Here is an 18913-nt window from a genome sequence, read left to right as displayed (position 1 = left end):
TTGTAGCATAGTCAAAAGCACATGACGTGCGACTCAATTTGAGCACGCATTCTCTTTTGTGACAAAGGCTTATGAGGTGTTTTTATGAGCGAAGCGAAGCATCACCGCCTGATCATTCTGGGTTCCGGCCCCGCCGGTTACAGCGCAGCCGTGTATGCCGCCCGCGCCAACCTCAAACCCGTTGTCATTACCGGCATACAGGCAGGCGGCCAGCTCACCACCACCGTCGAAGTCGATAACTGGCCCGGCGATGTCGAAGGCCTTACCGGCCCCGTCCTGATGGAGCGCATGCAAAAACACGCCGAACGCTTTGACACACAGATCGTTTACGACCACATCCACACGGCCAAGTTGCAACAGCGCCCGTTTGAACTTACGGGAGACAGCGGAACCTACACCTGCGATGCGCTGATTATCGCCACCGGGGCATCCGCGCAATACCTGGGGCTGCCCTCGGAAGAGACGTTTGCCGGCAAAGGCGTTTCAGCCTGCGCGACCTGTGACGGCTTTTTCTATCGCAACCAGGTCGTCGCCGTGATCGGAGGCGGTAATACCGCGGTTGAAGAAGCGCTGTACTTGTCGAACATCGCCAAGGAAGTCCATTTGATTCATCGTCGCGACAAGTTGCGCTCGGAGAAGATCCTGCAAGACAAGCTCTTCGAAAAAGCCGCCAATGGCAATATCCGCCTGCACTGGAACCAGCATCTGGATGAAGTGCTGGGCGATGCCAGCGGCGTCACCGGCGCGCGCCTGCGCGATAGCCATACCGGGGCCACACAGGAATTACCCCTGGCCGGCGTGTTCATCGCCATTGGCCACAAGCCCAACACCGACCTGTTCGTCGGCCAGCTGGAAATGCGGGACGGCTACCTATTGGTCAAGGGCGGCAACGAAGGCGACGCCACGGCGACGGCCATCCCTGGCGTATTCGCTGCAGGTGATGTGGCCGACCATGTCTATCGCCAGGCCGTCACTTCGGCCGGAGCGGGCTGCATGGCGGCACTGGATGCGGAAAAATACCTGGACGACATTCCCGTCGTTTGACGGCACACTGAGTGGCGGACCGACAATCCGCCACCGCCCTCCCCTCTCTGCAAGCCCGAACGCCATGCTGACTTGGTTACAACGCAACACATTGACTTTCCCGCCGCTGGAAAAAGCCATGCGCGACCCCAACGGCCTGTTGGCCGCCGGGGGCGATCTGTCCGCCGATCGGCTGATCCGGGCCTACCGTCACGGCTGCTTTCCCTGGTTCTCGGAAGGCCAGCCGATTCTCTGGTGGTCGCCAGACCCCCGCACTGTGTTGTTTCCCGACGAACTGCACGTCTCGCGCAGCCTGAACAAATTACTGCGCCAACAACGCTACCAAGTGACGTTCGATCAGGATTTTGCCGCAGTCATCCGCGCCTGCGCCGCGCCGCGGGAATACGCTGACGGCACCTGGATCACGCAAGCCATGCAGGACGCCTATCTGGAGCTGCACAAACGCGGCTACGCGCATTCGGTGGAGGTCTGGGATCAGGGCGAACTGGTTGGTGGGTTGTATGGCCTGGCAATGGGACAACTGTTTTTCGGCGAATCCATGTTCAGCCGCGCGGACAACGCCTCAAAATATGGCTTTGCCACCCTGGTGCGACATCTGAAAGACTCGGGGTTCGTGCTGATCGATTGCCAGATGCCAACCGATCACCTGCACAGCCTGGGCGCCCGAGCGATTCCCCGCCGCGCGTTTGCCGGCTATCTGGCGCAGTATCTGGACCAGCCCAGCCGCGCAACCTGGGTTTGCTGAGCGACTTTTGCGTGCGTGGCTTACACTTATTCAAAAGCTTATCCCGAGGGTTGATCATGACCGAGTTGGCGCGTTTGAAGTTCTATGCCACTCAGCCCCACTCTTGCAGTTATCTGCCCGAAGAGCAGGCGACAACCCTGTTCCTCGATCCTAGCCAGCCCATGGATGTGCATGTCTATGCGGACCTGTCGGAAATGGGTTTTCGTCGCAGTGGCGACCACCTCTATCGGCCGCATTGCCAAAACTGCAATGCGTGCGTACCTGCACGCATCCCCGTAGGGCAATTCACGCCTAACCGTCAGCAGAAACGCATTTTCAAACGCAATGCCGACTTGCAGGTACGCCCGGCCAAGCCAGGCTTCAGCGAAGAGTATTTCGACCTTTACCAACGCTATATCGAACAGCGTCATGCCGATGGCGACATGTACCCACCGAGTCGCGATCAGTTTTCGACGTTTCTGGTACGCGATCTGCCGTTTTCACGCTTCTACGAATTCCGCCTCGATGGACGGCTGCTGGCCATCGCCGTCACCGACCTTTTGCCCAACGGTCTGTCGGCGGTCTACACCTTCTACGAGCCCGGCGAAGAGCGACGCAGCCTGGGGCGCTTTGCAATTCTCTGGCAAATTGCCGAAGCCCGGCGCCTGGGGCTGGACGCGGTCTATCTCGGTTACTGGATCAAAAACTGCAAAAAAATGAGCTACAAGACGCAATATCGGCCCATTGAACTGCTGATTAATCAGCGCTGGGTTGTTCTGAACTAGAGCACGGCCTAAACCCCTTGGCTTGAACCCCACTTTTCGGGCACAATGCACGCCGCTTTTGCCTGGCGCAGTTGCACCGGGCCATTCATTGGACACCGAGGGCTTTACTGCATGTCGAAAGAAGACAGCTTCGAAATGGAAGGCACTGTCGTCGACACCCTGCCCAACACCATGTTTCGTGTGGAGTTGGAAAATGGGCACGTCGTAACCGCGCATATTTCCGGCAAGATGCGCAAGAACTACATTCGTATTCTTACCGGTGACAAAGTGCGCGTCGAGCTGACGCCCTATGACTTGAGCAAAGGGCGCATCACTTACCGCGCTCGCTAAGGTAGGAGCTAGCTTGCTCGCGATAAACCTGAGGGTTACGCGTCTAGCCAGACTCCCCGCATCATCGTTGACGGCCATCGCGAACAAGCTCGCTCCTACAGAGACAGGGTCCGCTCGCTGATCAAGTCAACACAAAACGCCCGGCATTGCCGGGCGTTTTTGTTTGCGTGGGATTTCGATGGAGACTCCACCTTCATCACCAGATGCCGGATAGCAAATAGGCGCCAATCGGCGCCTATTTGCTTTGTAACGGTTTAACGTCAGGCCATTTCGGCCGTTGTCTCGAACTCGAAGGTCAGCTCGCCGTCCTTGATGTCGATGTGCACCACACCGCCATGTTCGGCCAGTTCGCCAAAGAGAATCTCCTCCGCCAGTGGACGCTTGATCTTGTCCTGGATCAGGCGAGCCATGGGTCGAGCACCCATCGCTACGTCGTAACCACCGGCCGCCAGCCAGCTGCGGGCAGCATCGGTTACTTCCAACAGCACACGCTTGTCCTCCAGCTGCGCCTGAAGCTCGATAAGGAACTTGTCCACCACGCTCTTGATAACCTCGTGACTGAGGCGACCAAACTGGATGATGGTGTCCAGGCGGTTACGGAATTCCGGCGTGAAGCTTTTCTTGATCACTTCCATCGCGTCGGAAGAGTGGTCCTGATAGGTGAAACCGATCGAAGCACGCGCTGCTGTCTCGGCACCGGCGTTGGTCGTCATGATGACGATCACGTTACGGAAATCCGCCTTGCGCCCGTTGTTATCGGTCAACGTACCGTGGTCCATGACCTGCAGCAGCAGGTTGAAGACTTCCGGATGCGCCTTCTCGATTTCATCGAGCAACAGCACGCAGTGTGGCTGCTTGGTAATGGCTTCGGTCAGCAGACCGCCCTGATCGAACCCGACATAGCCCGGAGGCGCACCGATCAGGCGCGAGACGGTGTGCCGCTCCATGTACTCGGACATGTCGAAACGAACCAGCTCGACACCCAGGGCCTTGGCAAGCTGACGTGCCGCCTCGGTTTTACCGACACCGGTAGGACCGGCGAACAGGAACGAACCGACAGGCTTGTCAGGCGACTTGAGGCCGGCACGGGACAGTTTGATCGCGGTCGCCAGGGAGTCGATCGCGGCATCCTGGCCAAACACCGTCAGCTTCAGGTCACGCTCAAGGTTGCGCAACAGCTCCTTGTCGGAACTGGTGACGTGTTTTGGTGGAATCCGCGCGATTTTCGCGACGATGTCCTCGACCTGAGCCACCTCGATGCGTTTTACGCGCTTGTCGATCGGCTGCAGGCGCTGGTAGGCACCCGCTTCATCGATGACGTCGATGGCCTTGTCCGGCATGTGCCGGTCATTGATATAGCGCGACGCCAGTTCGGCAGCGGCACGCAGGGCTTCATCGCTGTATTCGATGTTGTGATGGGTCTCGAAACGCCCTTTCAGGCCGCGCAGGATACCGATGGTGTCTTCCACCGAAGGTTCTGACACATCGACTTTCTGGAAGCGCCGAGCCAGGGCACGGTCCTTCTCGAAAATGCCGCGAAATTCCTGGAAGGTGGTCGAACCGATGCAACGGATATCACCGGAAGACAGCAGCGGCTTGAGCAGGTTCGAGGCATCCATGACGCCGCCGGACGCTGCGCCCGCACCGATGATGGTGTGGATTTCATCGATGAACAGGATCGCCTGCGGACGTTTTTTCAGTTCATTGAGCAACGCCTTGAAGCGCTTCTCGAAATCGCCGCGGTATTTGGTCCCGGCCAGCAAGGCGCCCAGATCAAGGGAGTAAACCACGCTATTGGCCAGCAGGTCCGGCACCTGGTTGTCGACAATGCGTTTGGCCAGGCCTTCGGCAATCGCGGTTTTACCCACGCCCGCCTCGCCGACCAGCAGCGGATTGTTTTTGCGACGACGCGCCAGGATCTGCGCAACGCGCTCGACTTCCAGCTCACGACCGACCAACGGATCGATACGACCCTGGCGCGCGAGTTCGTTAAGGTTACTGGCATAAGCGTCCAGTGGGTTGCCTGAAGAAGAAGACTCACCGCCCTCGTCGTCCTGCATATCTTGCTCGCCCTCAGAGTGATCGCCGTGCCCTGGCACCTTGGAAATGCCATGGGCGATGTAGTTGACGACATCGATACGGGCAACGCTCTGCTGTTTCAGCAGGAACACTGCCTGACTCTCTTGCTCACTGAAGATCGCGACCAGCACGTTGGCGCCAGTCACTTCGCGTTTGCCCGAGCTCTGTACGTGAAACACAGCACGCTGCAGTACACGCTGGAAGCCCAGGGTTGGCTGGGTTTCACGATCCTCGTCATGCACGGGGATCAACGGCGTGGTGGAGTCGATGAACTCCTGCAGGTCGTGTTTGAGTTTGTCGAGGTTTGCGCCGCAGGCACGCAAAACGGTGGCGGCAGCCTCATTGTCCAATAGGGCCAACAGGAGATGCTCGACGGTCATGAATTCATGACGCTTCGAACGGGCCTCCTTGAAGGCAAGATTGAGGGTGACTTCGAGCTCGCGGTTTAACATAGCTTCACCTCATACCCAAGTGTCCGGCGATTAACCGTCCTTCTCGATTTCACAGAGTAGCGGATGCTGGCTTTCCCTGGCGTACTGGTTGACCTGCATGGCCTTGGTCTCGGCGATGTCGCGGGTAAACACTCCACATACTGCCCGCCCTTCTGTATGGACGGCCAGCATGACCTTGGTCGCCAGCTCGCGATTCAGGTTAAAAAACACCTCGAGCACTTCGACGACGAAATCCATCGGTGTGTAGTCATCATTGAACAAAACCACCTTGTACATCGGCGGCGCCTGTAGCGCAGGCTTGGCCTCCTGAACAGCAATGCCTGCGGAATCGTCGTCATGCTCCTCCGGGCGATCTTTCTGGAGAGTCGGGCGATCCTGATTGAATGTTAGTCGAATCTGGCTGATTGCATGCATGGAAAGAAAGGTTCGTCAGTTGTGCAAATACAGTGGTGGGGGCGACCATGGACGATTTCAACTCCGACTGCCTGGTCAGCTTGACTATCAGCAAAACGGTGTTACAACCAATAGAGCCCACAGTGGGTAAAAAAGGTCCGCGGAGTCAACTTTTTTCGAAGAAGTGACTGCGGATGAACTGGATGATACTCCAGTGATGGAGTCTGTTGCAGAGGGATATGGATATGTCAGGCGTCAAGGTCAGTGGCAAGGTGAAATGGTTCAATAACGCCAAGGGTTACGGATTTATCAATGAGGATGGCAAGAGCGAAGACCTGTTCGCTCATTACTCGGCCATCCAGATGGATGGTTATAAAACCCTGAAAGCCGGCCAGGCTGTCGTCTTCGAGATCATTCAGGGCCCTAAAGGCCTGCACGCCGTCAACATTGGCTTGCCACAGGACACCAGCGCAGTCGCAAAACCTTCCGGACAACAAACCGTCACTGCCTGAACCACATACGCCCCGGTCAAATGAAAACACCCGACTCAATCACTTGAGTCGGGCGTTTTTTTGTTGCCGGTATTCGCTTACATGTGCGAGATCAGGGCATCGCCGAACGCCGAAGACGAAAGCAGCGTGGCGCCGTCCATCAAACGCTCGAAGTCATAGGTCACGGTCTTGGCCGAAATCGCGCCGTTGGTACCCTTGATGATCAGGTCGGCCGCCTCGGTCCAGCCCATGTGGCGCAGCATCATTTCCGCGGACAGAATCAGCGAACCCGGGTTGACCTGGTCCTTGCCGGCGTACTTCGGTGCAGTACCGTGGGTGGCCTCGAACATGGCCACGGTGTCGGACAGGTTGGCACCTGGCGCGATACCGATACCCCCTACTTCCGCCGCCAGGGCGTCGGAGAGGTAGTCGCCGTTCAGGTTCAGGGTCGCGATGACATCGTATTCGGCCGGGCGCAGCAGGATCTGCTGGAGCATGGCGTCGGCGATGGCATCCTTGACGATGACGTTCTTGCCGGTTTTCGGGTTCTTGAACTGCATCCACGGACCGCCGTCGAGCAGGGTCGCGCCGAACTCTTCAGCCGCCACTTCGTAGGCCCATTCCTTGAAGGCACCTTCGGTGAACTTCATGATGTTGCCTTTGTGCACGATGGTCAGCGAATCGCGGTCGTTATCGACCACATATTGCAGCGCCTTGCGCGCCAGACGCTTGGTGCCCTGCAGGGAAACCGGCTTGACGCCGATACCGCAGTTTTCGTCGAAACGGATCTTGGTAACGCCCATTTCCTCTTTGAGGAATTTGATGACCTTGGTGGCTTCAGGCGAACCGGCCTTCCACTCGATACCGGCATAGATGTCTTCGGAGTTCTCGCGGAAGATCGTCATGTCGACGTCGCCTGGCTTCTTGACCGGGCTCGGCACGCCTTCGAACCAGCGCACCGGACGCAGGCAGACATAGAGATCGAGTTGCTGGCGCAGCGCCACGTTCAGCGAGCGAATGCCGCCACCCACCGGAGTGGTCAGCGGGCCCTTGATGGAAACCACGTAATCCCTGACCGCGTCCAGGGTTTCCTGAGGCAGCCAGGTGTCCTGATCGTAAACCTGAGTCGCTTTTTCCCCGGCGTACACTTCCATCCAGGAAATCTTGCGTTCGCCGCCGTAAGCCTTCTTCACAGCAGCATCGACAACCTTGATCATGACCGGGCTGATATCAACCCCAATGCCGTCGCCTTCGATGAAGGGAATGATCGGGTTATTAGGAACATTGAGAGAATGGTCTGCATTGACGGTGATTTTGTCGCCGACGGCTGGAACCTGAATCTTCTTGTAACCCATGCTGAACTCCATTGATTGGATTGAACATCTGGCTTCGTTCGAGCGTAACCCAGTTAAATCTGCGCGCAAACCCTATGTTCCTTCCACGTGCCGCAAAGCTGCACAACTGGCGACCTACAAGCCTGAAAGCAAAGGGAAAAGCGCCAAACTACAGCACGACGAATGACTCTACGCCCGACGCGCCCCTGCGACCTTTAGACCAATGGACGACAATCGTTGTGTATGAACCATCGGCAGATTGCCAGCTACCTATGTATAATGCCGCCCGCTGACCAAAGGGTCACGACGACTGAACTGCTCCACGATGAGCCTTTCCGCCGCATAAGCCGGCCTGTTACCGCAGCCCGCTTGCTTGACGCTCTACTGATGCACCCAACATCACAGCAACGAAACCTCGATATTCGGCTCATGGATGACTTTGAACGAACGCGCTTACCCGGCGCCCTCGAGTTTCTGCGCACGCTTTAGCAAAGAAGAGAGAGTTAATCCGAATATGCCCACCCGCTCGAAGATCATCTATACCTTCACCGACGAAGCTCCCGCCCTCGCCACCTATTCACTGTTGCCTATCGTAGAGGCCTTCACCGCCTCGGCTGATATCGCCGTTGAAACCCGCGATATCTCTCTTGCAGGGCGCATCCTGGCCAGCTTCCCCGAGCAATTGGGCGACAAAGCCGTAGCCGACCACCTCGCCGAACTGGGCGCCCTGGCCGTTACGCCTGAAGCCAACATCATCAAGCTGCCGAACATCAGCGCCTCGGTTCCGCAACTGCAGGCCGCGATCAAAGAGCTGCAGGCTCAAGGCTACGCACTGCCGGACTACCCGGAAACCGTGACCACTGAAGCCGACAAAGAAGCCAAGGCCCGTTACGACAAGGTCAAGGGCAGCGCCGTGAACCCGGTTCTGCGCGAAGGCAACTCCGATCGTCGCGCCCCGCTGTCGGTCAAGAACTATGCCCGCAAGCACCCGCACAAAATGGGCGCCTGGGCAGCTGACTCCAAGTCGCACGTCGCGCACATGAACACCGGTGATTTCTACGGCAGCGAAAAGGCTGCCCTGATCGACGCCGCTGGCGCTGTGAAAATCGAATTGATCGCTCAAGACGGCACCACCACCGTCCTGAAAGAAAAAACCACCGTGCAAGCCGGTGAGATCCTCGATTGCGCGGTCATGAGCAAAAACGCCCTGCGCAGCTTCATTGCCGCCGAAATCGAAGACGCCAAAGCCAAGGGCGTACTGCTGTCGGTTCACCTGAAAGCCACCATGATGAAGGTCTCCGACCCGATCATGTTCGGCCAGATCGTTGCCGAGTTCTATAAAGACGCGCTGGCCAAGCACGCTGACGTGCTGGCGCAGATCGGCTTCAACCTGAACAACGGCATCGGCGACCTGTACGCTCGCATCAAGGCCCTGCCGGCCGAGCAGCAAGCCGCCATCGAAGCCGACATCCAGGCGGTCTACGCCATGCGCCCATCGCTGGCCATGGTCAACTCCGACAAGGGCATCACAAACCTGCACGTGCCGAGCGACGTCATCGTCGACGCCTCGATGCCAGCGATGATCCGTGACTCCGGCAAGATGTGGGGCACCGACGGTCAACTGCACGACACCAAGGCCGTGATCCCGGATCGCTGCTACGCCACCATCTACCAGGCGGTGATCGAAGACTGCAAGGCAAACGGCGCTTTCGACCCAACCACCATGGGCAGCGTGCCGAACGTTGGCCTAATGGCGAAAAAAGCCGAAGAGTACGGCTCCCACGACAAGACTTTCCAGATCAAGACCAACGGTGTTGTCCGCGTGACCGACACCCACGGCACCCTGCTGCTGGAACAGTCGGTTGAAGCCGGCGACATCTTCCGCATGTGCCAGACCAAAGACGCGCCGATCCAGGACTGGGTCAAACTGGCGGTCAACCGTGCTCGCGCAAGCGCCACTCCAGCCATCTTCTGGCTGGACCCGATGCGCGCCCACGACGGCGTCGTGATCGAGAAAGTTCAGGCTTACCTGAAGGATCACGACACTGCCGGCCTGGACATCCAGATCATGGCGCCAGTCGACGCGATGAAGTACACCCTGCAGCGCACCCGCGAAGGCAAGGACACCATCTCGGTGACCGGCAACGTTCTGCGTGACTACCTGACCGACCTGTTCCCGATCATGGAACTGGGCACCAGCGCCAAGATGCTGTCGATCGTGCCGCTGATGAACGGCGGTGGCCTGTTCGAAACCGGCGCTGGCGGTTCGGCACCGAAGCACGTTCAACAGCTGCTGGAAGAAAACTTCCTGCGCTGGGACTCGCTGGGTGAGTTCCTGGCCCTGGCCGCGTCCCTGGAACACCTGGGCGTGACCTACAACAATCCCAAGGCGCTGGTTCTGGCCAAGACCCTGGACCAGGCCACCGGCCAGTTCCTGGACAACAACAAGTCGCCATCGCGCAAAGTCGGCAACATCGACAACCGCGGCAGCCACTTCTACCTGGCGCTGTACTGGGCTCAAGCCCTGGCTGCCCAGACCGAAGACACGGCCCTGCAAGCGCAGTTCGCGACCCTGGCCAAGACCCTGACCGAGAACGAAGCGACCATCGTTGCCGAGCTCAACGCCGTTCAGGGCAAGCCAGTGGACATCGGCGGTTACTACCACGCCAATGCCGAACTGATCAGCAAGGCCATGCGCCCAAGCGCCACGCTCAACGCGGCGATTGCTGCGCTGGTGTAAGGTTGTAAGGGAACATCACAAGCCCCGGCCCCGTGCCGGGGTTTGTGTTTGTGGCTTTTGTAGAAACACAAAACCCTGTGGGACAGCATTTCAACATCGAGGACAGCTCATGGACTGGAAACCCCATATCACCGTCGCCACCATCGTCGAAGACAATGGCCGCTTCCTGATGGTCGAAGAACTAAAGCACGGACGCGTGGTACTCAATCAACCGGCCGGCCACCTCGACCCGAACGAATCCCTGACCGAGGCCGCCGTGCGCGAAACCCTTGAGGAAACCGGCTGGGACGTCGAGCCGACCGGCGTGCTGGGCATTTATCTCTATACCGCACCGAGCAACGGCGTGACCTACCAACGGGTCTGCTTCATCGCCAAGCCCCTCGAACACCATCCGGACTATCAACTGGACGACGGCATAGTCGGCGCCAAGTGGTTGACCCGCGAGGAATTAATCGAACAGCGTGACAATTGGCGCAGCGAGCTGATTATCCGCTGTATCGACGACTATCTGGACGGTAAACACTTCGGTCTCGAATTGATCCGCCCTTCTCTTTAGCCTTGCGGGCTCCAGCCTGTTAGAATCGCGTCCTTTTTCAAGACACTCATTGAATCCCTATGCGTGATCCAGCCCCTTCTGACACACAAAAGAAGCGCGTCATTGTCGGTATGTCCGGCGGCGTGGACTCTTCCGTTTCCGCCCTCCTGCTGATCGAGCAGGGTTATGAGGTGGAAGGCCTGTTCATGAAGAACTGGGAAGAAGACGATGGAACGGAATACTGCACCGCCATGGATGACCTGGCGGACGCCCAGGCCGTGTGCGACAAGATTGGCATCAAGCTGCACACCGCCAACTTCGCCGCCGAGTACTGGGACAACGTCTTCGAGCACTTCCTGGCCGAATACAAGGCCGGTCGCACGCCGAACCCGGACATCCTGTGCAACCGCGAAATCAAGTTCAAGGCGTTCCTCGACTACGCCATGATGCTGGGTGCCGACCTGATTGCCACTGGCCACTACGTGCGCCGCCGTGACATCGACGGTCGCACCGAATTGCTCAAGGGCCTGGACGCGAACAAGGACCAGAGCTATTTCCTGCACGCCGTCGGCGGCGAACAAATCGCCAAAACCCTGTTCCCGGTCGGCGAACTGGAAAAACCGGAAGTACGCGCGATTGCCGAGAAATACGAACTGGCGACCGCGAAGAAAAAAGACTCCACCGGGATCTGCTTTATCGGCGAACGTCGCTTCAGCGACTTCCTCAAGCAGTACCTGCCAGCACAACCGGGCGAGATCAAGACCACCGAAGGTGAAGTCATCGGCCGCCATCATGGCCTGATGTATCACACCATCGGCCAGCGCCAGGGCCTGGGCATCGGCGGCTTGAAAGACGCCAGCGACGAGCCGTGGTACGTGCTGATCAAGGATCTGGAACATAACGAACTGATCGTCGGCCAGGGCAATGACCACCCGTGGCTGTTCTCCCGCGCCCTGCTCGCTTCGGACATCTATTGGGTCAATCCAATCGACCTGAGCGAGCCGCGCCGACTGACCGCCAAGGTCCGCTATCGCCAGAGCGACCAGCCCTGCACCCTGGAAAAGACCGCCACCGGCTACCGCGCCACGTTTGACGACCCGCAGCGCGCGGTCACTCCGGGCCAGTCCGTGGTGTTCTATGACGGTGAAATTTGCCTGGGTGGCGGGGTCATCGAAGTGGCTGAACCCTGGACCAGCAAGGGCCAGGCCCAATGAGCCCGACTCAGGAGCAACTGACGGCGCTGGGCGGCGTGTTTCTCGCCGCCGTGCTGGTCGACAGGATCGCCAAGACCGGCCAGACCAACGAGGCCGGCCTGAGCTGCATGCTGGGCAGCCTGCTGATCCGCGACCCCAAGGACACCCTGGAAGTCTATGGCGGCGACGATATCAATCTGCGCGAAGGCTATCGCGCCTTGATTGGCGCCCTTGAACGCGATCCGAGTGCCTTGCAGCGCGAACCGCTGCGCTATGCGCTGGCCATGCTCGGCCTTGAGCGCCAGCTGGCCAAACGCAGCGACATGCTGGACATCATCGGCAAACGCCTGCCCCAGATTCAATCCCAGGTAGAACACTTCGGCCCGGTTCATGAAAACGTGATCGCCGCGTGTGGCGCGCTGTACCAGGACACCCTGAGTACCCTGCGCCAACGCATCCAGGTCCACGGCGACATGCGCAACCTGCAGCAACCGAGCAACGCTTCGAAAATCCGCGCGTTGCTGCTGGCCGGCATCCGCTCGGCACGCTTGTGGCGGCAGTTGGGCGGTCATCGCTGGCAGTTGGTGATCAGCCGGCGCAAATTGCTGAAAGAGCTTTACCCCTTGATGCGCGCCAGCTGAGGCGCATCCGCGACACCCTTTTGTAGTCAGTAACGCGTAATACGCTGGTCAGTTGGCAACGGACCGGCGGATTTTTTCATGTATGATACGCGCCCCATTTCGTTGCCCGACTGTCCGAGAACACCCCATGCAGCTCTCTTCGCTCACTGCGGTTTCCCCTGTTGACGGCCGCTACGCCGGCAAAACCCAGGCCCTGCGCCCAATTTTCAGCGAGTACGGCCTGATCCGTGCCCGCGTTCTGGTTGAAGTGCGCTGGCTCCAGCGTCTGGCCGCTCACCCTGCCATCAGCGAAGTGCCGGCGTTCTCCGCCGAAGCCAACGCGGTGCTCAACACCCTGGCGGAAAACTTCTCTCTGGAACACGCCGAGCGCGTCAAAGAGATCGAGCGCACCACCAACCACGACGTAAAAGCCATTGAGTACCTGCTCAAAGAGCAAGCGGCCAAGCTGCCGGAACTGGCCAAGGTCAGCGAGTTCATCCACTTTGCCTGCACCAGCGAGGACATCAACAACCTGTCCCACGCCCTGATGCTGCGCGAAGGCCGCGATGACGTGATGCTGCCGCTGATGCGCCAGACCGCCAACGCCATCCGCGAACTGGCACTGCGCTTTGCTGAAGTGCCAATGCTGTCGCGCACCCACGGTCAACCGGCTTCGCCGACTACCCTGGGCAAAGAACTGGCGAACGTGGTTTACCGCCTGGAGCGTCAAATCGCTCAAGTCGCTGCCGTTCCGCTGCTGGGCAAGATCAACGGCGCCGTCGGCAACTACAACGCACACCTGTCGGCCTACCCCGAGATCGACTGGGAAGCCAACGCCCGCGCCTTCATCGAAGACGAGCTGGGCCTGGCCTTCAACCCCTACACCACGCAGATCGAGCCGCACGACTACATCGCCGAGCTGTTCGACGCAATCGCCCGCTTCAACACCATCCTGATCGACTTCGACCGCGACATCTGGGGCTACATCTCCCTGGGCTATTTCAAGCAGCGCACCATCGCGGGCGAAATCGGTTCGTCGACCATGCCGCACAAGGTCAACCCGATCGACTTCGAAAACTCCGAAGGCAACCTGGGCATCGCCAACGCACTGTTCCAGCACCTGGCGAGCAAGCTGCCGATTTCCCGTTGGCAGCGCGACCTGACCGACTCCACCGTCCTGCGCAACCTCGGCGTCGGCTTCGCCCACAGCGTGATCGCGTACGAAGCCAGCCTCAAGGGCATCAGCAAGCTGGAGCTCAACGAGCAGAAAATCGCCGCCGACCTGGACGCGTGCTGGGAAGTCCTGGCCGAGCCGATCCAGACCGTGATGCGTCGCTACAACATCGAAAACCCGTACGAAAAGCTGAAAGAATTGACTCGCGGCAAGGGCATCAGCCCTGAAGCGCTGCAAACTTTCATCGACGGCCTGGACATGCCGGCCGCCGCCAAGGCCGAGCTGAAATTGCTCACCCCGGCGAACTACATCGGCAACGCTGTAGCTCAAGCCAAACGCATCTGATCGACCGCATGACCCTTTGAGACGCCCGGCAGCGCCGGGCGTTTTCATTCCCGTATGAAAAGCGCATTTTTTCAATAGGTTACACATGAATCCTGACATTCCTCTTCAACTTCTGGGCGGCATCACGGCACGGGAGTTCCTGCGCGACTACTGGCAAAAGAAACCGCTGCTGATTCGTCAGGCGATTCCTGATTTCGAAAGCCCGATCGATCCCGACGAATTGGCCGGCCTGGCACTGGAAGAAGAAATCGAATCGCGCCTGATCATCGAGCACGGCGAGCGTCCATGGGAATTGCGCCGTGGCCCGTTTGCCGAAGACGAATTCAGCAAACTCCCGGAACGCGAATGGACCCTGCTGGTTCAAGCCGTTGACCAGTTCGTGCCGGAAGTCAGCGAGCTGCTCGAACATTTCCGCTTCCTGCCGAGCTGGCGCATCGACGACGTGATGATCAGCTTCGCCGCGCCAGGTGGCAGCGTGGGCCCGCACTTCGACAACTACGACGTGTTCCTGCTGCAAGGCCACGGCAAGCGCAACTGGAAAATCGGCCAGATGTGCGACTCCGAAAGCCCGCTACTGCAACATGCGGACTTGCGCATCCTCGCTGATTTCGAAGCCACCGATGAGTGGGTACTGGAACCGGGCGACATGCTCTACCTGCCGCCGCGCCTGGCCCACTGCGGCGTAGCCGTCGATGACTGCATGACCTACTCCGTGGGTTTCCGCGCGCCAAGCGCCTCTGAAGTGCTGACCCACTTCACCGACTTCCTCAGCCAGTTCCTGCCGGACGAAGAGCGCTATACAGACGCCGATGCCCTGCCTGCGGTCGACCCCCACCAGATCCAGCACGACGCGCTCGACCGCCTGAAAAGCCTGCTGGCCGAGCACATGAGCGACGAGCGCCTGCTGCTGACGTGGTTCGGCCAGTTCATGACCGAGCCGCGCTATCCGGAACTGGTCGTCGGTCCTGAAGACGTCGAAGAAGAAGACGTTCTCGGCGCCCTGGAGCAGGGCGCCGTGCTGATCCGCAACCCGAGCGCACGCCTGGCCTGGTCGGAAGTCGATGACGACCTGCTGCTGTTTGCCAGCGGCCAAAGCCGTTATCTGCCGGGCAAGCTGCGCGAGCTGCTGAAAATGATCTGCGCCGCCGATGCCTTGCACGCGGACAACCTGGGTGACTGGCTGAGCGACGAAGACGGCCGCGGTCTGCTGTGTGAACTGGTCAAGCAAGGTAGCCTGGGGTTCGCCGATGAATAAGATTCACGTACGTGTCGCAGACTGGCAAAAGGACAACGCCGAGATCCGGCGCATTCGTGAAGCGGTGTTCGTCGCCGAGCAGTCCGTTCCGCCTGAACTGGAATGGGATGCCGACGATCAGGGCGCGGTGCACTTTCTCGCGCTCGAAGGCGATTTTCCGATCGGTACAGCGCGCCTGCTGCCCGACGGTCACGTTGGCCGGGTGTCGGTACTCAAGGATTGGCGCGGTCTGAAAGTCGGTGATGCGCTGATGCAAGCGGTAATCTGCGAAGCCGAGAAGCGCGGACTGAAACACCAGAAGTTGAGTGCCCAAGTGCAAGCCACCGCGTTCTATGAGCGCCTGGGTTTCAGCGTCGTCAGCGAGGAGTTCCTGGAAGCAGGGATTCCGCATGTCGATATGGTTCGCCATTCGGCTTGATACCCAGTCGCGCCCATCGCGAGCAGGCCCGCTCCCACAATGCTTGAGCAAGACCTTGTGGGAGCGAGCCTGCTCGCGAAGAAGCATGAAAGAACAGCACAGAACGCCCCGCCATTTTCGGATGCCGGGGCGTTTTGCTGCCCAGGATTCAACTTGCCCCACTGCGGGCCGACAAACTGGCACTATCAACATCTGCAGGAGCGAGCTTGCTCGCGATGGTCGTCAACGATGGCGCGTTTTCATTGGATAAACGTGGCGTTCCGAAGCTCATTGCGAGCAAGCTCGTTCCTGCACAAATCACAATGTCGGAGATAACGGAAATGTCCCTACGCACCCTGCTCACCGCGCTGCTGGTGACCTGCAGTTTTTCGGTCATGGCTGCGACCGAAATCGTGCCATTGAACTACCACACCAGCGCCGATCTGTTACCGGTCGCACGGGATTTCATCGGCAAGGAAGGCCAGGTCAGCGCCTACGAAAATCAGCTCATAGTCAACGCCGATCAGCGCAAAATCGACGAACTTAAGGTGCTCTTAAGCCAACTCGATACCGCCCCGAAACGCCTGCTGATCACTGTCGATACCAACGAAAACAATTTCCAGGGCGACCAGGGCTATTCGGTCAATGGCGCCAAGCCGAGCCAGACCCGCATCATCAACCGCAGCACAACCAGCCGTGACGGTGGCATTCAGCATGTCCAGGCCAGCGAAGGTGCGCCAGCACTGATCCAGGTAGGCCAGAGCGTACCGCTGACCAGCACCCAGACCGACGCCTATGGCGTTTTGCGCAGTCAGACCGAATACCGCAACGTCACCCAGGGCTTTTACGTCACGGCGACTGTCACCGGCGACATCGTTCACCTGTCGATCAGTACCAATCGTGACCGCATGAGCCAGGAACGTCCCGATGTAGTGAACGTACAAAGTACCGACACAACCGTCACCGGGCGCCTGGGCGAATGGATCCTGCTGGCCGGCGTCAACAGCCAGACACAGGCCGACAAACAGGGCCTCAGCCGCAGCTACTCGACCCAGGGCCGGGACGACATGACGTTGCGGGTGAAAGTCGATACTTTGGACTAAGTCACCAAAAACTGACTGACAAGTCGTATTAGACCAAAGATGTAGTGCTTGAAAAAAAGCACTACAAAATGTTTGACGAGCCAAAAAAGCGAAGGCATGATGGCCTCGCTCCCGCTAATCAGGGGCCCTGGCAAGGGCCTTCGAGGCGATGTTCGCACCTATCCCGCGAACCGCTTCGTGTCTGTACCGCCCACAAGGTGTGTTTGACGAGGTTGCCGACTGGAACGAAGTTGTCCCGAGGGACGGAAGCGTATTTAGGTAAACCCGGCATCACACTGAAGTTCGCACCAAGGCCCACGACGCCCGAATGCGCCCGCCAGTATCGCCCTTACCTGCTCACCTCCCCTCGAGCCCATCGTTCATCCCGTCGCCACCCCCGCCGAACCCGGCTTGACCGCTTAAGCTTCTGGTCAGCGAGCGCAGGAATTTTCCACCGCAGAACAACTTTCCATAAAGACGCGACGAGGTTTATCTCCCATGGCACTGACACGCGAACAGCAAATTGCAGCCCTCGAAAAAGACTGGGCTGAAAACCCGCGCTGGAAAGGCGTGACACGCACTTACTCCGCTGCTGACGTCGTCCGTCTGCGTGGCTCGGTTCAACCTGAGCACACCTTTGCAAAAATGGGCGCCGAGAAGCTGTGGAACCTGGTTACCCAGGGTGCCAAGCCAGCCTTCCGTCCTGAGAAAGATTTCGTCAACTGCATGGGCGCCCTGACCGGCGGCCAGGCCGTACAACAAGTGAAAGCCGGCATCCAGGCAATCTACCTGTCGGGCTGGCAAGTAGCCGCGGACAACAACTCCGCCGAATCGATGTACCCAGACCAGTCGCTGTACCCGGTGGACTCGGTTCCAACCGTGGTCAAGCGCATCAACAACTCGTTCCGTCGTGCCGACCAGATCCAGTGGAAAGCCGGCAAGAACCCGGGCGATGACGGCTACATCGACTACTTCGCACCTATCGTGGCTGACGCCGAAGCCGGTTTCGGCGGCGTACTGAACGCTTACGAACTGATGAAGAGCATGATCGAAGCAGGCGCCGCCGGCGTTCACTTCGAAGACCAGCTGGCTTCCGTGAAGAAGTGCGGCCACATGGGCGGCAAGGTACTGGTTCCTACCCAGGAAGCCGTACAAAAGCTGACCGCTGCTCGTCTGGCGGCTGACGTTGCCGGTACTCCGACCATCATCCTGGCTCGTACCGACGCTAACGCTGCTGACCTGCTGACTTCCGATTGCGATCCGTACGACCAGCCATTCGTCACTGGCGAACGTACCCAGGAAGGCTTCTACAAAGTTCGCGCCGGTCTCGACCAGGCCATCGCTCGCGGCCTGGCCTACGCGCCGTACGCCGACCTGATCTGGTGCGAAACCGCCAAGCCGGATCTGGAAGAGGCTCGTCGCTTCGCTGAAGCGATCAAGAAGGAATACCCAGACCAACTGCTGTCGTACAACTGCTCGCCTTCCTTCAACTGGAAGAAAAACCTGGACGACGCGACCATCGCCAAATTCCAGCGCGAACTGTCCGCCATGGGTTACAAGCACCAGTTCATCACCCTGGCCGGCATTCACAACATGTGGCACAGCATGTTCAACCTGGCGCACGACTACGCCCGCAACGACATGACCGCTTACGTGAAACTGCAAGAGCAGGAATTCGCTGACGCCGCCAAGGGCTACACCTTCGTGGCTCACCAGCAGGAAGTGGGCACCGGCTACTTCGACGACATGACCACCGTGATCCAGGGTGGCTCGTCTTCGGTAACCGCGCTGACCGGTTCGACTGAAGAAGAACAGTTCCACTGATCTGCTTCACCTGAAATAACGGCCGCTGCGGACGAATAGAAAGCTAACCGCAGCGCTGCACCTCTGACGCCCCGACTGGTTCGGGGCGTTTTTTTGCCTGCATTTCAATGAACGCC

The 18913-nt window shown here is 59.0% G+C and carries 17 protein-coding genes; 14 read left to right on the top strand and 3 right to left on the bottom strand.

The window, feature by feature from the left end; genetic code table 11:
* The first annotated feature begins 84 nt into the window (after positions 1–84).
* From trxB to infA, 4 genes are all read left to right on the top strand, one after another.
* Positions 85–1044, top strand: a complete 960-nt coding sequence (gene trxB / locus ACVWYU_RS21865) for a thioredoxin-disulfide reductase (protein WP_457373645.1) — start codon at positions 85–87, stop codon at positions 1042–1044.
* A 64-nt stretch (positions 1045–1108) separates the two neighbouring features.
* Entirely contained in the window at positions 1109–1789 is a 681-nt protein-coding gene (gene aat, locus ACVWYU_RS21860; protein ID WP_247256170.1) for a leucyl/phenylalanyl-tRNA--protein transferase, read from the top strand.
* Between the two features lie 56 nt (positions 1790–1845).
* Entirely contained in the window at positions 1846–2553 is a 708-nt protein-coding gene (locus ACVWYU_RS21855; RefSeq protein ID WP_247256171.1) for an arginyltransferase, read from the top strand.
* A 111-nt stretch (positions 2554–2664) separates the two neighbouring features.
* Positions 2665–2883: a translation initiation factor IF-1 gene (gene infA, locus ACVWYU_RS21850; protein WP_002553999.1), complete on the top strand. Its 219-nt coding sequence runs from the start codon at positions 2665–2667 to the stop codon at positions 2881–2883.
* Positions 2884–3143: 260 nt separating this feature from the next.
* Here the strand turns inward: infA and clpA are convergent, their stop codons facing one another.
* Both clpA and clpS read right to left on the bottom strand, forming a co-directional pair.
* On the bottom strand, positions 3144–5414 hold the full coding sequence (gene clpA / locus ACVWYU_RS21845; RefSeq protein ID WP_090323486.1) for an ATP-dependent Clp protease ATP-binding subunit ClpA: 2271 nt from the start codon (positions 5412–5414) through the stop codon (positions 3144–3146).
* A 30-nt stretch (positions 5415–5444) separates the two neighbouring features.
* Complete coding sequence (gene clpS / locus ACVWYU_RS21840) at positions 5445–5828, bottom strand: ATP-dependent Clp protease adapter ClpS (RefSeq protein ID WP_020799529.1); 384 nt, start codon at positions 5826–5828, stop codon at positions 5445–5447.
* A 224-nt stretch (positions 5829–6052) separates the two neighbouring features.
* Here clpS and cspD point away from each other — a divergent pair, with 224 nt between their 5' ends.
* Positions 6053–6319, top strand: a complete 267-nt coding sequence (cspD, locus tag ACVWYU_RS21835; protein WP_248915393.1) for a cold shock domain-containing protein CspD — start codon at positions 6053–6055, stop codon at positions 6317–6319.
* A gap of 77 nt (positions 6320–6396) precedes the next feature.
* Here cspD and icd read toward each other — a convergent pair whose 3' ends face one another.
* Positions 6397–7653 (bottom strand): NADP-dependent isocitrate dehydrogenase, encoded by a 1257-nt coding sequence (icd, locus tag ACVWYU_RS21830; RefSeq protein ID WP_390956658.1) that lies wholly within the window; start codon positions 7651–7653, stop codon positions 6397–6399.
* Between the two features lie 493 nt (positions 7654–8146).
* Between icd and ACVWYU_RS21825 the strand changes: the two genes are divergently transcribed.
* From ACVWYU_RS21825 to aceA, 9 genes are all read left to right on the top strand, one after another.
* Positions 8147–10372 carry an NADP-dependent isocitrate dehydrogenase gene (locus tag ACVWYU_RS21825; RefSeq protein ID WP_390956659.1) on the top strand — a complete coding sequence of 742 codons (2226 nt, stop codon included), beginning with the start codon at positions 8147–8149 and terminating at the stop codon, positions 10370–10372.
* Between the two features lie 109 nt (positions 10373–10481).
* Positions 10482–10928, top strand: coding sequence for an NUDIX hydrolase (locus ACVWYU_RS21820; protein ID WP_457373644.1), 447 nt, complete (start codon positions 10482–10484; stop codon positions 10926–10928).
* Between the two features lie 59 nt (positions 10929–10987).
* Positions 10988–12121: a tRNA 2-thiouridine(34) synthase MnmA gene (mnmA, locus tag ACVWYU_RS21815; RefSeq protein ID WP_090323496.1), complete on the top strand. Its 1134-nt coding sequence runs from the start codon at positions 10988–10990 to the stop codon at positions 12119–12121.
* A complete protein-coding gene (gene hflD / locus ACVWYU_RS21810; protein WP_090323498.1) occupies positions 12118–12741 on the top strand; it encodes a high frequency lysogenization protein HflD in 624 nt (207 codons plus the stop codon). Before mnmA ends, hflD begins: the two co-directional genes overlap by 4 nt.
* Before the next feature lie 127 nt (positions 12742–12868).
* Positions 12869–14239 carry an adenylosuccinate lyase gene (gene purB / locus ACVWYU_RS21805; RefSeq protein ID WP_247256176.1) on the top strand — a complete coding sequence of 457 codons (1371 nt, stop codon included), beginning with the start codon at positions 12869–12871 and terminating at the stop codon, positions 14237–14239.
* 85 nt (positions 14240–14324) lie between these two features.
* Positions 14325–15494 carry a ribosomal protein uL16 3-hydroxylase gene (locus ACVWYU_RS21800; RefSeq protein WP_457373643.1) on the top strand — a complete coding sequence of 390 codons (1170 nt, stop codon included), beginning with the start codon at positions 14325–14327 and terminating at the stop codon, positions 15492–15494.
* Complete coding sequence (locus ACVWYU_RS21795) at positions 15487–15912, top strand: GNAT family N-acetyltransferase (protein WP_090323502.1); 426 nt, start codon at positions 15487–15489, stop codon at positions 15910–15912. Before ACVWYU_RS21800 ends, ACVWYU_RS21795 begins: the two co-directional genes overlap by 8 nt.
* A gap of 320 nt (positions 15913–16232) precedes the next feature.
* Positions 16233–16994 (top strand): secretin N-terminal domain-containing protein, encoded by a 762-nt coding sequence (locus ACVWYU_RS21790; RefSeq protein WP_457373642.1) that lies wholly within the window; start codon positions 16233–16235, stop codon positions 16992–16994.
* A 477-nt stretch (positions 16995–17471) separates the two neighbouring features.
* Positions 17472–18797: an isocitrate lyase gene (gene aceA, locus ACVWYU_RS21785; protein ID WP_057399864.1), complete on the top strand. Its 1326-nt coding sequence runs from the start codon at positions 17472–17474 to the stop codon at positions 18795–18797.
* Positions 18798–18913: the final 116 nt, after the last annotated feature.

The sequence above is a fragment of the Pseudomonas sp. TE12234 genome (genome assembly GCF_054061835.1).
The sequence above is the reverse complement of the archived record's forward strand: the minus strand, read 5'-3'. Positions and strand labels throughout refer to the sequence as shown.

Coding starts and splice junctions, on each gene's coding strand:
- trxB (WP_457373645.1), top strand. CDS start 85: ATGAGCGAAGCGAAGCATCACCGCCTGATCATTCTGGGTTCCGGCCCC.
- aat (WP_247256170.1), top strand. CDS start 1,109: ATGCTGACTTGGTTACAACGCAACACATTGACTTTCCCGCCGCTGGAA.
- ACVWYU_RS21855 (WP_247256171.1), top strand. CDS start 1,846: ATGACCGAGTTGGCGCGTTTGAAGTTCTATGCCACTCAGCCCCACTCT.
- infA (WP_002553999.1), top strand. CDS start 2,665: ATGTCGAAAGAAGACAGCTTCGAAATGGAAGGCACTGTCGTCGACACC.
- clpA (WP_090323486.1), bottom strand. CDS start 5,414: ATGTTAAACCGCGAGCTCGAAGTCACCCTCAATCTTGCCTTCAAGGAG.
- clpS (WP_020799529.1), bottom strand. CDS start 5,828: ATGCATGCAATCAGCCAGATTCGACTAACATTCAATCAGGATCGCCCG.
- cspD (WP_248915393.1), top strand. CDS start 6,053: ATGTCAGGCGTCAAGGTCAGTGGCAAGGTGAAATGGTTCAATAACGCC.
- icd (WP_390956658.1), bottom strand. CDS start 7,653: ATGGGTTACAAGAAGATTCAGGTTCCAGCCGTCGGCGACAAAATCACC.
- ACVWYU_RS21825 (WP_390956659.1), top strand. CDS start 8,147: ATGCCCACCCGCTCGAAGATCATCTATACCTTCACCGACGAAGCTCCC.
- ACVWYU_RS21820 (WP_457373644.1), top strand. CDS start 10,482: ATGGACTGGAAACCCCATATCACCGTCGCCACCATCGTCGAAGACAAT.
- mnmA (WP_090323496.1), top strand. CDS start 10,988: ATGCGTGATCCAGCCCCTTCTGACACACAAAAGAAGCGCGTCATTGTC.
- hflD (WP_090323498.1), top strand. CDS start 12,118: ATGAGCCCGACTCAGGAGCAACTGACGGCGCTGGGCGGCGTGTTTCTC.
- purB (WP_247256176.1), top strand. CDS start 12,869: ATGCAGCTCTCTTCGCTCACTGCGGTTTCCCCTGTTGACGGCCGCTAC.
- ACVWYU_RS21800 (WP_457373643.1), top strand. CDS start 14,325: ATGAATCCTGACATTCCTCTTCAACTTCTGGGCGGCATCACGGCACGG.
- ACVWYU_RS21795 (WP_090323502.1), top strand. CDS start 15,487: ATGAATAAGATTCACGTACGTGTCGCAGACTGGCAAAAGGACAACGCC.
- ACVWYU_RS21790 (WP_457373642.1), top strand. CDS start 16,233: ATGTCCCTACGCACCCTGCTCACCGCGCTGCTGGTGACCTGCAGTTTT.
- aceA (WP_057399864.1), top strand. CDS start 17,472: ATGGCACTGACACGCGAACAGCAAATTGCAGCCCTCGAAAAAGACTGG.